The sequence below is a fragment of the Brevundimonas sp. genome, from assembly GCF_023259385.1.
Classification (GTDB): Bacteria; Pseudomonadota; Alphaproteobacteria; order Caulobacterales; family Caulobacteraceae; genus Brevundimonas.
This window is the reverse complement of sequence record NZ_JAHFPF010000082.1, coordinates 1-12,761: the sequence shown is the minus strand read 5'-3', so window position 1 is coordinate 12,761 and position 12,761 is coordinate 1. Positions and strand designations below refer to the sequence as shown.

The following is a 12,761-nucleotide window of genomic DNA, read 5'->3' as shown; positions in this document are numbered from 1 at the left end:
GGAGGCGCTCAAGGGCCTGAGCGCGCCCGAGATCGCGGCCGCCCGCTCCGTCCTGGGCCGACTGGACGCCGCCGCCGGCGCGCCCCTGGTCGTCTGGGGCCCGGCGCCGCAGGTGCTGGCGGCCGACCGCTACGGCCTGTCGGCGCGGATGGCGGCCAAGCCCGAGGCGGCGCTCAAGGCGGTGCGGGAGGGCGCGCGGGCGCTGATGGACCTGACGCCCTCGAACGCCTGGTTCGGACGTCTGCTGGCCGAGCCGTCGCTGCGCATCGTCGCCGCCCTGCCCGACCACGGCGCCGGCCTGCCCCGCTCCCTGCTGGTGCAGCAGACCCAGCCCGGCCCGACCGGCCATGACCGAACCTTCTGGGCCACGGACAGCGGCCTGCCGAACAGCCGGATCCTCGACGCCCTGTCCGACGCCGGACTGGCCGCCACGCCGCTGATCGAGGCGGGCGGCTTGAAGCTGTTCGTGCTGGCGGGCTATGTGCAGGCGGAGGACGGGCGGCTGAACGGCGCGCCCGGAACCCTGTCCGGCGTCATCGGCGCCGCCCCCCTGTTCTGAGAGCTCGCATGACCGACGCCATCCAGCCCAAGCCCGGCATCCTCGACATCGCCCCCTATGTCGGCGGCAAGTCGAAGATCGAGGGCGTGGCCGAGCCGATGAAGCTGTCGTCCAACGAGAACGCGCTGGGCGCGGGCGAGAAGGCGCGCGAGGCCTATCATGCGGCGGTCGCCAACATTCACATCTACCCCGATGGCCGGGCCGGCAAGCTGCGCGACGCCGTGGCCGCCCATCACGGGCTGGAAGGCGAACGCCTGATCTTCGGCAACGGCTCGGACGAGGTCTTCGCCCTGCTGAACCAGACCTATCTGACCGCCGGCGACAACATCGTCACCGGCCAGTACGGCTTCCTTGCCTACCGCATCTCCGCCCTGGCCAACCAGGCCTCGGTCAAGCTGGCCCCTGAGCCTGGCTTCAAGGCCGAGGTCGAGGCCATCCTCGAGCAGGTCGATGAGCGGACCAAGATCGTCTACATCTCCAGCCCGTCGAACCCGACCGGCAGCTACAACACCGCCGAGGAGACCCGCCGTCTCCACGCCGCCCTGCCGCCGCACGTCCTGCTGGTCATCGACGAGGCCTATGCCGAGTTCGTCAGCGCCCCTGACTGGGAGACCAGCTTCCCGCTGGCCAAGGACGCCGACAACATCGTGGTCACCCGCACCTTCTCCAAGATCCACGGCCTGGGCGGCCTTCGCATCGGCTTCGGCTATGCGCCGCTGAAGGTGGCCGAAGCGGTCGACCGCATCCGCCTGCCGTTCAACGTCTCGATCCCGGGGATCGAGGCCGCCGTCGCCGCCCTGGGCGACGAGGCTCACCAGAAGGCGTCGCGCGAGCTGGTCGAGACCTGGCGTCCGCGCCTGACGCAGGCGATCAAGGGCTTCGGCTTCGACGTCTTCCCCTCCGTCGGCAATTTCGTGCTGGTCCGCTTCCCGGACCCGGCGCGCACCGCCGCCGCCGCCAATGACTATCTGAACGGCAAGGGCATCATCGTCCGCCCGGTCGGCGGCTACGGCCTGCCCGACTGCCTGCGCATCACGGTCGGCACGGAAGACCAGAACCGCGCCGTGCTGGACGCCCTGAGCGAGTTCGCGGCAGGCTAGTTCCGCCTGAAGATGCGGCTCGCCGCCCAGCCGGTGAACATGGCCAGCAGGACGCAGAGGACGCCGTAGCTCCATGGGCGGCGCTGGGCGAACTCGAAGATGTCGCGCTCGATGCCGACCTTCTCGACCGTCAGGGTCAGGTTCGAGACCGAGACCGGCTCGCCGTCCTGGAACAGCCAGACCTCGGCGAAATACTGGCCCGTGGGGGCGACGGCGGGGAGGTCGACCTCGGCGCGGAACAGGCCCTTGTCGACGAACTGGACCCCCTTGGGGTCGCTGTTGTAGAGCGCCGCCGCCTCGCGCAGGCGGATCACCGCGCGGCGGTAGTCGAGATAGTCTTCGCCCAGGCGGCTGACGACCACATCGCGCACGCCGTAGCGGGTGACGGTGCGGCTTTCCTCCGGGGCGGCGATGCGCAGGTGGTCGACCCCGACGCCCAGCCGGCGCAGCTGGCCGAAGTCCGCGATGTCGCCGAGCGGCCGGGTCGAGGCGGTCATGTAGAAGCCGGGCGCGCCCTCGAACAGGACCGGGCGGCTGTTCAGCCAGACGCCCATGTTGCGGGTCTTCTTGACCAGGCGGACAGGGCCGTCCGGGCCGCGCACCACGACCACCACGTCGGCGGGCCGGGCGGTCGGATTGAAGACCGCCCCATACAGGACGATGGAGGCGCCGCGGAAGCTGGAGTCGACCATGACACGGGCGTCGGTCATGGCGGCGGCGACGCGAACCTGATCCGTCGTCGCGACCGATCGCTCGGGCGCGGGGGCCTCTATGGCGGGAGGGGGAGGCGGCAGGGCCTGGATCATTCCGCGATCCTCATTCGGCGATCCCGGGGGCGAAGCTGAACAGGTCGCTGGGCCGCACGAACAGCTCCAGCCCCATGTAGATGCCGACCAGAAGGACGATGATGGCCAGCAGGGCGCGCAGCTCCTCGGCGCGGAACCGGCCCGACAGGCGGGCGCCGTACTGGGCCCCGACGACCCCGCCGAGCAGGAGGATGGTCGACAGGACGATGCCGACCGTCTGGTTCCGGCCCGCCTGCAGGACCGTGGTCATGGCCGTGGTGATGATGATCTGGAACAGGCTGGTGCCGACCACCACCTGGGCCCGCATGCGCAGAACGTAGAGCATGGCCGGCACCAGGATGAAGCCGCCGCCGACGCCCATGATGGCCGACATCATGCCGACGAAGACGCCCAGCCCGATGGGGGGAATGACGCTGATGTAGAGGCCCGAGCGAGGGAAGCGCATGCGCAGGGGCAGGCCGTAAAGCCACAGCGGGCGGCGGCGCTCCTTGTGCGGCGCGACCTCGCCCCGCACCCGGCGCAGGATCTGGCCGAGGCTCTCGTAGAGCATCAGGGCGCCGATGGCCCCCAGGAACAGCAGATAGGACAGGGCGACCGCCAGATCGGCCTGGCCCAGCAGGCGCAGGTAGCGGAACAGCTCGACGCCCAGCAGGGCGCCCACGACCCCGCCCAGGGCCATGATCGCGCCGATCTTGTAATCGACCAGCTTGCGCGAGGTGTAGTTGATGACGCCGGAGGTCGACGAGGCGACGACGTGGCTGGCCTGGCTGGCGACCGCGACCGACGGCGGGATGCCGAGGAAGATCAGGATCGGGGCCATGAGAAAGCCGCCGCCGATGCCAAACAGCCCGGACACGAATCCGACCGTCGCCCCCAGCAGAACCAGGAGCGGCCAGTTCACCGAAACCTCGGCGATCGGCAGATAGATATCCAAAGGACGCGCCTTCGGCTGGAACTGAGGTCAAACGCCCGAAAGGCGACGGTGGAACTGTCCTGAACGCCCCGGGCCGAAGGTGCAACCCGATGCGCCCGAAAGGTTAGCTGATCGCGTCAGGCGACCGGTTCGACCGTGAAGCGGTCGGCCTCGGCCCGGGCCTTGCCGCGGTCCGCGACCGACAGCGTGGCCCGCAAACGATCGACCGCCGTCTGGGCGTCGCCGTCCCCGGCGCGCGAGGCGATCAGATACCATTTGAAGGCCGCGAGCGGGTCCATGCGGACACCGCCCTCGCCGGTCTCGTACAGCTTGGCGATGTTGTACTGGCTGTCGACCAGGCCCTGTTCGGCCGCCTTGGTCAGCCACGTCATGGCCTCGGTGGTGTTCACCGCTCCGCCGACGCCCTGGAACAGGTACATACCGTAGGCGTGCATGCCGCGCGGGTCGCCGGCCTGGGCGGCGCGCTTCATCCAGTTGCGGGCCTGGGCCGGATCGACCGTCACGCCCTTGCCGCCGTCCTGGTACAGGCCCGCCAGCTGCAGCTGGGCCGGGGCGTAGCCGAGCCCGGCGGCCTGTTTGAGCAGATCCACGCCCTGGAGATTGTCGCTGTCCAGCTGGATGATCGCCTGCTGGTAGAGATCGGCGGCGCGGGTCAGGTCGGCGGGCGAGGCCTCGACCACGGTGGCGAGCGCCGCGACCGGCGGGGCCCCTGCGGAGGCGGGGTCGGAAATGGACAGGCCCGGAATGCGGATGCCGGCGTCGGTAAGCTCGCTGAAGGCCACGGCGCCGGTGGCGGTCAGGACCACGGCGACGGCGGAGGCGCCCAGCGCCTTGCGGACCGTGCCGCCCTCTTTCGAGGCCTGTTTGTCCAGTCGCTCCTGCAGACGCGACTTGCCGCCGCGCTTCAGGCCGAAGCCCGAACGGGTCGGGGCCGGCGTGTCGGACTCGGCCATGGCGGCGCGGGCCGCGTCGATGGCCTGACGGGTCGAGTTGGCGGCGCGGCCTTGCGCCGCCGCGGCGCGCAGGGCGCGCGGATCGACGAAGTCGGTCTCGCCGGCGAAGTCGTCCGGGCCGGCGTCGAAGCCATCGGGCGCCGTGGCGGCCAGGGCGTCGGACACGTCGGCGCCGCCGAAGCTATGGCCGAAGGGCGCCGAGGCCGCGGCGGGCGGCGGAGCGAAGACCGGGGTGTGCGGCGCGGCGTCCAGCTCTTCCGTGAGCGAACCGGTGAAGGGGGCGGCGACCGCCTCGCGGCTGCCGAACGGCGCCGAGACCGGTTCCGGCGCCGTGCGCGGACCGCGCATGACCGCGTCGAAGACGGAGTCGGCGGTCAGGACCTCGGCGTCGTCGTGCAGGTCCGGCGTCGCCGGGACGAAGGCCTCGCGGGCCGGTTCGGGCTCGGGCGGCGCCAGCTCAGCCGACCAGGCCTGCTGCTCGGCATAGACCGGGTCCGGATCCTCGAAGGTCTGGCCCTGGAAGGGCGCGTCGGGGAAGGCCGCGTCCGGGAAGGCGGCGGCGCGCCAGTCGGGCTGGGCGTCGGCGGCCGGGGCGACGACCGGAGCGGGCTTCGGCGCCTCGGCGCGGCGCTCGATGTTTTCCCGGGCCTCGGCGATGAGGGCGGCGGTGCGCTCTTCCGACAGTCGCATGCGCTCGGCCAGTTCGCCGGAGGCGCGGTCGTAGCTCTGCTCGATCTTGCTGGAGCTGTCGGCGAGGCGGCGGCTGATGTCTTCCAGCGCCTGCTGCGACCGGCGCTCGGACTGGGCGATGCGTTCGCTCAGGCGGTCCGAGATGCGGGTGATCTCGCCGCCCAGCTTCTCCAGCGCCAGGGCGTGACGGTCGTCGGCGGCGGTGAGGCGTTGTTCCAGACCCTGGGCCAGACGGCCCATGTCGCCCTCGACCTTGCGGCTCAGGGTCTCGCCCAGCTTCTCGAAGCGGGCGTCAGCGCCGTGTTCGATCTTGGCCACACGGCCGTTCAGGTTCTCGGCGATGCGCAGGACCTCGCGGCCCATGGCCTCGACCGCGCCGGCGGAACGGGTCTCGGAAGTCTTGAGCTGTTCGCCCAGCGCCATCACGGCCCGCTCGATGCGGTCCATGCGGTTGTCGGCCTCGGCGGTGTCGAGGCGGCGCATCATCTCGGTGCGGTTGGACTCGACCTGACGGCTCAGGGTCTCGGCCAGCTTCTCGAAGCGGGCGGCCTCGCGGACGCCCTCGGGCTCGACCCGGCCCTCGGCGGCGCGCAGCCGCTGGTCCAGATGGGCGAAGGAACGTTCGAGGCCGCGCAGAGCCTCGGTCGTGCGGGCCTGGGCCTGGTCCAGCCGGGCGCCGACCTGGGCCAGCAGGTCCGAACCGGCGCCGGGACCGGCCAGCTTCTCGACCGCGTCCATGCGCTGGCGCAGCTCGTTGACGCCGGAGCGCTGGCGTTCCTCGATGTCGTACAGGCGGCCCGCGAGCGCGCCGATGCCGGTCTCGATCTTGCCGAAGGTCTCGGCGGTCTTGGGACCGACTTCCTGTTCGAACTTGCGCAGGCGACGGTGGCCCTCGCGCAGCTCCTCGGAGATATCGTCGATGCGCCGGCCGTACTGGCGGCCGTCCTGATCGGCGGCCTCGAGACGGCGCACCAGACCGGCGACGGCCTGGTCGACGCCCTGGATCGCGACGGTCGAGCGGCGCTCGGCGGCTTCGAGGCGGGCGGCGATGGCGTCGACCGAGGCGCTGAGGCGATGACCGACATCATCACCCGCATAGGCGTCGTCCAGCCGGCGGCTGCGGCCGCGACGGTCGAAGATTTCGGCGGCGTGGGGACGGCGCGGCAGGGGCGTGTAGCCCTCGTCCTCGTCACCATCCTCCATGATCATCGAATTCAGCCACTCGCCGAGCGTCATGCCGGAGCGGCGCGCGAGGTCCTTGGCGATCTCGCGAGCCTTGGGGTCTATCCCCTTCACGCTCCACGGCGCGGCTGCGCTCACTGATTCGACTCCCGACCTTTGGCTGGACGCTAGTGCGCCAGATCAGGGGTGTAAACGTGTGGTTAACCCCAAGATGTAGGGGTTCCGCCATCTTCCTGTGGAAAGCCCGCACACCCACCGGATAGATGGCGTCAACGTGGTTAACGGACGGTGAAGATTAACCTCCCGGCAAGGACTCGAACCCTTGCGCGGGCGCGTCCGGCGGTCCACGTGGCGCGGATGGACATGACCTCCACCCTGGCCCTGACCGCCGTCACCCTGGCGATCACCGTCTTCGCCGGCTGGCGAGGGGCGCGCCCGTGGGATCCGACCCAGAGCGTGCGGATGGCGCCGTGGCGATTCATCATGGTGATGGGCGGCGCAGCGACCTTCGTCCTGCTGATCCACATCGGGGCCCTGCTGGGCGTGCCGCAGCGGACGTACTGAGCCGGGAACCCCGCCCCACCCATGCGCCTTCCTGATCCGAACCCCGAGATCAGGAGAGACCCGCATGAGCGACAAGACCCTCACCGCCGACCAGGCCGAACAGCATTTCTGGGACAGCCTGAAGAAGTCCAATACCGGTCTGCTGGGCTTGGACCAGCCGGGCTATCACGCCCAGCCTATGACCGCCTTCCGCGAGGAGGAGACCGGCACGATCTGGTTCTTCACCCGCGACGACACAGATCTGGCCAAGGACGCGGGCCTCCCGGGCGGACAGAGCGCGATGTTCCACTATGGCTCCAAGGACCAGAACGTCTGGGCCTGCATCCACGGTGAACTGTCGGTGCACGGCCAGGACCGCGAGATCATCAACCGCTACTGGAACCCGGTGCTGGCGGCCTGGTATCCGCAGGGCAAGGACGATCCGCACCTGACCCTCCTGCGCTTCGACGCCGACGACGGCCGGGTCTGGGTCAACGAGGGCGGCTTCTTCAAATTCGCCTACGAGGTCGCCAAGGCCAACATCACCAAGACCCTTCCCGACGCGGGCGGCGTGGCGGACGTGAACCTGCAGTAGGCATGAGATTCGGGGGGCGAGGGTCGAGGGAAGATTGTCTCGGCCCTCGACCCTCAGCCCTCGACCCTATTGCGCGAAACACCAGGCCAGCACGGCCTTCTGGGCGTGGATGCGGTTCTCGGCCTCGTCCCAGACCAGCGACTTCGGACCGTCGATGACCGAGTCCGTCACCTCTTCCCCGCGGTGGGCGGGAAGGCAGTGCAGGAAGACCGCGTCCGGTTGGGCCAGGCTCATCAGGGCGTCGTCGACGCCGTAGCCGTCGAAGGCTTCCAGACGGGCCTCGTAATCCTGATCGCCCATCGACACCCAGGTGTCGGTGACCACCACGTCGGCGCCGGATACGGCTTCGCGCGGATCCGAGGTCAGCAGGACGTTGTCGCCGCCGCGGGCGAGGTCGTGCAGGTCCGGATGGTACTCGGCCGGACAGGCGACCTGCAGGCGGAAGCCGAACTTCGGCGCCGCGTGCATGAAGCTGTGGCAGACGTTGTTGCCGTCGCCGACCCAGGCGATCGTCTTGCCCTCCACCGACCCGAGATGCTCCTCGATGGTCAGCAGGTCGGCCAGGATCTGGCAGGGGTGCGAGCGGTCGGTCAGACCGTTGATCACCGGCACGGTCGCGACGCGGGCGAACCGCTCCACGTCTTCATGGCTGTTGGCGCGGATCATCACCGCGTCGACCATGCGCGACAGCACCTTGGCCGTGTCCTCGACCGGTTCGCCGCGGCCCAGCTGCATGTCGCCGGCGTTGGCGATGATGCCGGAGCCGCCCAGCTGGCGGATGGCGGCGTCGAAGCTGAAGCGGGTGCGGGTCGAGTTCTTCTCGAACACCATGGCCAGGACGCGGTCCCTGGCCGGCGCGTCGGCGTCGACCTTGCCCTGCGGCCAGCCCTTGCGGGCCTGTTTGCGGGCGTGGGCGTCATCCAAGATGGCGCGCAGTTCGTCGGCTTCAAGCCGATAGATGTCGAGGAAGTGACGGACCATCGGCCCCTCCAGATCTGTCAGGGCCTCAGGCCAGCTTGGTCCGCGCGAACTCGCAGGTCTTCTCGAAGCGTTCGACGGCCTCGCGGGCCTCTTCGAGGGTCAACACCAGCGGCGGCAGGATGCGCACGCAGTTGTCGCCGCCGCCGGCGACCAGCAGGTGCTGTTCGTCACGAGCCCAGCCCATGAATTCGCGGTTGTTGGGGACCAGTTTGACGCCGATCAGCAGACCCTTGCCGCGCACATCGACGATGACGTCCGGGAAGCGCTCCTTCAGGCCGTGCAGCTGCTGCTTCAGATAGCCGGCGATCTCGTTGACGTGGGCCAGGGTCTCGGGCTTGGACAGTTCGCCGAAAGCCGCCTGGCCGACGGCCATGGCCAGCGGGTTGCCGCCGAAGGTCGAGCCGTGCACGCCCACCGTCATGCCCTTGGCGGCATTGGCCGTGGCCAGGCAGGCGCCGATGGGGAAGCCGCCGCCCAGGGCCTTGGCGATGGCCATGATGTCCGGAGTCATGCCGGCCCATTCATGGGCCCACAGCTTGCCGGTCCGGCCCATGCCGCACTGGACCTCGTCGAAGATGATCAGCACGCCGTTGGCGTCGGCCATCTCGCGCATCCAGCGCAGGTCCTCGTCCGGGGTCGAACGGCAGCCGCCCTCGCCCTGCACCGGCTCCAGGATGATCGCAGCCGTGGTCGGGTTCTCGAACGCCGCCTTCAGCGCGTCCTTGTCGCCCCACACCAGCTGGTGGAAGCCCTCCATCTTCGGGCCGAAGCCTTCGGTGTAGGACGGGTTGGCGGCGGCGTTGATCGCGCCGTAGGTGCGGCCGTGGAACGAGCCGTCGAAGCCGTAGATGTCGATCCGCTCGGGATTTCCGTTGGCGACGTGATGCTTGCGCGCCGTCTTCAGCGCGCACTCGACCGCCTCGGTGCCCGAGTTGGTGAAGAAGACCACGTCGGCGAACGACTTGGCGCACAGGTCATCGGCCAGGGCCTCCTGGCCCGGGATGCGGAAGATGTTGGAAACGTGCCACAGCTTGCCGGCCTGTTCGGTCACCGCGGCGACCAGCTTGGGGTGGGCGTGGCCAAGGCCGTTGGTCGAGATGCCGGCGACGCAGTCCAGGTATTCCGTGCCGTCCGTGGACCACAGACGCGCGCCCAGACCACGCTCCACCTCCAGCGGCGCGCGGTTGTAGACACCCATCAGATGTTCTTGGGACACGGGACTGGACCTCCAAAAGCGATACGGCCCCGTCGCGAGGCGCGACGGAGCCGGTAAAAAGGGTCTGGCCTTGTCGGACGCGCGCCGGGGTTAGTCAACACCACGCGGAGCCGCGCCGCGCCTTACCGATCCTTAAGTTGCCGCCGGGCCTCCGGGCGGAAACGGTAGCGCCGGCTGGAGCGGAGACGACCACCTTGAAAACGGAACTGATCGCCCTCGGACTGGCCCTCGCCGCCATCCCGGCCGTCGCCCATGCCCAGACGGCGGCGCCGCGCTTCGAGCCCGCCCCCTGCGCGGTCGAGGTGGCGCCCGACGAGCGCATCGACTGCGGTGTGCTGGTCGTGCCCGAGAACCGCGGGCGGGCCGACAGCCGGATGATCCGCCTGCCCGTTCTGATCTTCCGCAGCCGCGCCGAGACGCCCGCCAACGATCCGGTGATCTTCCTCACCGGCGGGCCCGGCAACAGCGCGCTGTCGGGCCAGCGGTCGGGGCGGAGCAATCCTTTCCTGGAACTGCGCGACCAGGTGGTTCTGGAGCCGCGCGGGGCCAAGCTGGCCCAACCCGCGCTGGAGTGCCCGCAGATCAATGCGCTGAAGGGCGTGATCACCGCCGAACGTCTCCGCGGCGTAGAGGCCGACGCCCGGCTGACGGCGGCGGCCACGGCCTGCCGGGCAACGCTGGTCGCGGGCGGCGCCGACCTGAACGGCTACAATTCGGCGGAGGCCGCGGACGACATAGAGGCCCTGCGGGTCGCCCTGGGCTACGACAGGGTCAATCTCTACGCCCTGTCCTACGGCACACGGCTGGCGCTGACGGTCGCGCGGCGGCATCCGAGCTCGGTCCGCGCAATGGTGCTGGACTCCGTCCTGCCGCCCGAAGTCGGCTACGACGAGGCCGCGACGGCCAACACCTGGCGCAGCCTGAACGCGGTCTTCGACAACTGCGCGGTCGATCCCGCCTGCAGCGCCGCCTGGCCCGACGCCCGCGAGGATTTCCGCGCCCTTGTCGCGCGCGGCGAGATCGATGCGGTGACGGGCGTGGGTCTGGCGTTGCAGGATCCCCGTCTGATCCCCCTGATCCCCCGCGCGGTCGGATCAGCCGCCGACGGGCGGCCGGAGGAACTGGCCGGATGGGTCGCTCGCGCCCAGGGCCCCTCCGGCTTCACCTGGGGCCTGCGGCTGTCGGTCTGGTGCTCGGAAGAGGCGCCGTTCGAGGCGCCCGAGCGGATCGAGGCCCAGGTCGCCGCCGACCGGGGGCTGGGCGGCGCCGATTCCCGCGCCGCCTCGGTCGCCATGTGCCGGGCCTGGAACGTCGCGCCGGCCGAAGCGATCGAGAATACGCCGGTGACGTCCGACATCCCGACACTGATCTTCGCCGGCGAGTTCGATCCGAGCACCCCGCCGGACTGGGGCCGACGGCTGTTGGCGCAAATGCCCAAGGCGACCTTCGTGTTGATGCCCGGCCTGAGCCACGGCGCCAGCTTCAACCGCTGCGGCGGCATGATGGCGGTCGCCTTCTTCCGTGATCCGGACGCGGCGCCGGACGTGGTCTGCGCCAACCGGATGCGCGGCGCGGATTTCAGCCTGAGCGCCGCCGCGCCCTAGAGCGAAATCGGTTGACTTGGACGCAGTCCAACTCGGCTCAGATTTCGCTCCAATGGTCCAGGGCTCAGCTCTTCAGACGCCAGCCCGACTTGAACACGCGCCAGCAGGCGTACGACATGATCAGGGTCAGCACCGCGCTCATCGCGACCCCGATCCAGAGGTTGCCCTCGGCGTGGCCGATGAAGCCGAAGCGGAAACCGTCGATCATGTAGAAGATCGGGTTCCAGTGGCTGATGGTGGCGAACGGCTCGGGCAGGTTGTCGACCAGGTAGAAGGTGCCGGACAGGAAGGTCATCGGCATGATCAGGAAGTTCTGGACCGCCGCCAGCTGATCGAATTTCTCGGCCCACAGGCCGGCGAAGACGCCCAGCATGCCCATCAGCAGAGAAGCGGTCAGGCCGAACCACAGGATGGCGAAGAGGTTGGTGACGCCCAGCTTCGCGAACGGCAGCACGCAGATGGCGGTCACCAGGCCCACGGCGATGCCGCGCGTCGCGGCGCCCAGCGAGAAGCCGATGGTCAGCTCCAGCGGGCTGAGCGGCGGGGTGAGGAAGTCGGTCGCCGTGCCCATGATCTTGGCCTGGATCAGGCTGGACGAGGCGTTGGCGAAGGCGTTGTTCAGGATCGCCATCATGATCAGGCCGGGGGCGACGAACTCGGCGAAGGGCGTGCCGTCGATCGGCGGGCGCGATCCCTTCAGCGCCACCACGAAGACCAGCATGTAGAGCAGGGTCGTGACCACAGGCGCGGCCACGGTCTGGGCTCCGACCTTCCAGAAGCGACGAACCTCCTTGAGATACAGGGTCTTCACCCCTTCCCAGTTGACGCCGTTGTAGCGGCGCGGCTGCGGGAGCCCGGGCGGGCGCGTGGAGGCGAGATCGGTCATGGGGCGCAGATGCGGCGGGAAGCGCAGCTGCGCAAGGGGCAGCGCGGATGGGAAGTGATGAGTGGCGAGTGATTAGTGGATGTCTGAGGGCCTGCCGCGGCGCCTCACGGTCAGACGCCCCTACTGGCGGCAGCGAACCACTAATCACTAGCCACTCATCACTTCCCCGCACGGTCCCAGCCATGAGACCGCGCAAGGCGCCCCGCCTTAACCATACTAGATGTGGTTCCTGTGGACGGACCAATTCCCACATATTGCGCCTTTTAACAGGTGGTTTACGATTAGGAGTAGGTCAGGACCCCCGAGGGGGCGGTTCGACCCCATATGTTGAATCCCCGGAGGCGATCATGACCGCAGGCTGGACCGAAGACCGCGTCGGCGCACTGAAGAAGCTGTGGCTGGAAGGCCAGTCGGCCAGTCAGATCGCCAAGCAACTGGGCGGCGGCGTGACCCGCAACGCCGTGATCGGCAAGGTGCACCGTCTGGGCCTGTCGGGCCGCGCCGCGCCGTCGCAACCGGCCCGCGCCACCTTCCGCCCGTCGCGTCCGCGCCCCGCCGCGCAACCGACCCAGGCGCCGTCGGCCCCGCGCCGTATCGAGGCCGCCCAGCCGCGCGCCGCGGTTCCGGTCGCCCCGACCCCGGCGCCGATCCCCGACCTGCCCGGCACGGCCACGGTCATGACCCTGGGCGCCCACATGTGCAAATGGCCGAT

At 69.7% G+C, this 12,761-nt stretch carries 12 protein-coding genes; 6 read left to right on the top strand and 6 right to left on the bottom strand.

Features of this window, described 5'->3' with window-relative positions; genetic code table 11:
• Window positions 1–559: hypothetical protein (locus Q0C81_RS08110; RefSeq protein ID WP_291836192.1), on the top strand; the 559-nt coding region annotated here is incomplete at its 5' end.
• Between the two features lie 8 nt (window positions 560–567).
• Window positions 568–1,659, top strand: coding sequence for a histidinol-phosphate transaminase (gene hisC, locus Q0C81_RS08105; RefSeq protein WP_291836189.1), 1,092 nt, complete (start codon window positions 568–570; stop codon window positions 1,657–1,659).
• On the opposite strand, the gene Q0C81_RS08100 is transcribed toward hisC, so the two are convergent.
• The 3 genes from Q0C81_RS08100 to Q0C81_RS08090 all read right to left on the bottom strand — a co-directional run bounded on the left by Q0C81_RS08100 (window position 1,656) and on the right by Q0C81_RS08090 (window position 6,362).
• Window positions 1,656–2,465 (bottom strand): TIGR02186 family protein, encoded by an 810-nt coding sequence (locus Q0C81_RS08100; RefSeq protein WP_291836186.1) that lies wholly within the window; start codon window positions 2,463–2,465, stop codon window positions 1,656–1,658. The two genes, hisC and Q0C81_RS08100, sit on opposite strands and share 4 nt — an antisense overlap.
• A gap of 10 nt (window positions 2,466–2,475) precedes the next feature.
• Window positions 2,476–3,399 carry a sulfite exporter TauE/SafE family protein gene (locus Q0C81_RS08095; RefSeq protein ID WP_291836184.1) on the bottom strand — a complete coding sequence of 308 codons (924 nt, stop codon included), beginning with the start codon at window positions 3,397–3,399 and terminating at the stop codon, window positions 2,476–2,478.
• A gap of 116 nt (window positions 3,400–3,515) precedes the next feature.
• Window positions 3,516–6,362 carry a hypothetical protein gene (locus Q0C81_RS08090; protein ID WP_291836182.1) on the bottom strand — a complete coding sequence of 949 codons (2,847 nt, stop codon included), beginning with the start codon at window positions 6,360–6,362 and terminating at the stop codon, window positions 3,516–3,518.
• Between the two features lie 225 nt (window positions 6,363–6,587).
• On the opposite strand from Q0C81_RS08090, the gene Q0C81_RS08085 reads away from it, so the two are divergent.
• Window positions 6,588–6,788, top strand: a complete 201-nt coding sequence (locus Q0C81_RS08085; protein ID WP_291836180.1) for a hypothetical protein — start codon at window positions 6,588–6,590, stop codon at window positions 6,786–6,788.
• 64 nt (window positions 6,789–6,852) lie between these two features.
• A complete protein-coding gene (locus Q0C81_RS08080; protein WP_291836177.1) occupies window positions 6,853–7,362 on the top strand; it encodes a pyridoxamine 5'-phosphate oxidase family protein in 510 nt (169 codons plus the stop codon).
• 66 nt (window positions 7,363–7,428) lie between these two features.
• Here the strand turns inward: Q0C81_RS08080 and argF are convergent, their stop codons facing one another.
• Window positions 7,429–8,343: an ornithine carbamoyltransferase gene (gene argF, locus Q0C81_RS08075; RefSeq protein ID WP_291836175.1), complete on the bottom strand. Its 915-nt coding sequence runs from the start codon at window positions 8,341–8,343 to the stop codon at window positions 7,429–7,431.
• 25 nt (window positions 8,344–8,368) lie between these two features.
• Entirely contained in the window at window positions 8,369–9,541 is a 1,173-nt protein-coding gene (locus Q0C81_RS08070) for an aspartate aminotransferase family protein (RefSeq protein ID WP_291836195.1), read from the bottom strand.
• A 212-nt stretch (window positions 9,542–9,753) separates the two neighbouring features.
• Here Q0C81_RS08070 and Q0C81_RS08065 point away from each other — a divergent pair, with 212 nt between their 5' ends.
• Complete coding sequence (locus tag Q0C81_RS08065) at window positions 9,754–11,163, top strand: alpha/beta fold hydrolase (RefSeq protein ID WP_291836172.1); 1,410 nt, start codon at window positions 9,754–9,756, stop codon at window positions 11,161–11,163.
• Between the two features lie 64 nt (window positions 11,164–11,227).
• On the opposite strand, the gene Q0C81_RS08060 is transcribed toward Q0C81_RS08065, so the two are convergent.
• On the bottom strand, window positions 11,228–12,049 hold the full coding sequence (locus Q0C81_RS08060; protein WP_291836169.1) for an ABC transporter permease: 822 nt from the start codon (window positions 12,047–12,049) through the stop codon (window positions 11,228–11,230).
• Between the two features lie 347 nt (window positions 12,050–12,396).
• Between Q0C81_RS08060 and Q0C81_RS08055 the strand changes: the two genes are divergently transcribed.
• A partial coding sequence (locus tag Q0C81_RS08055; RefSeq protein ID WP_291836166.1) for a GcrA family cell cycle regulator occupies window positions 12,397–12,761 on the top strand: 365 nt, incomplete at its 3' end.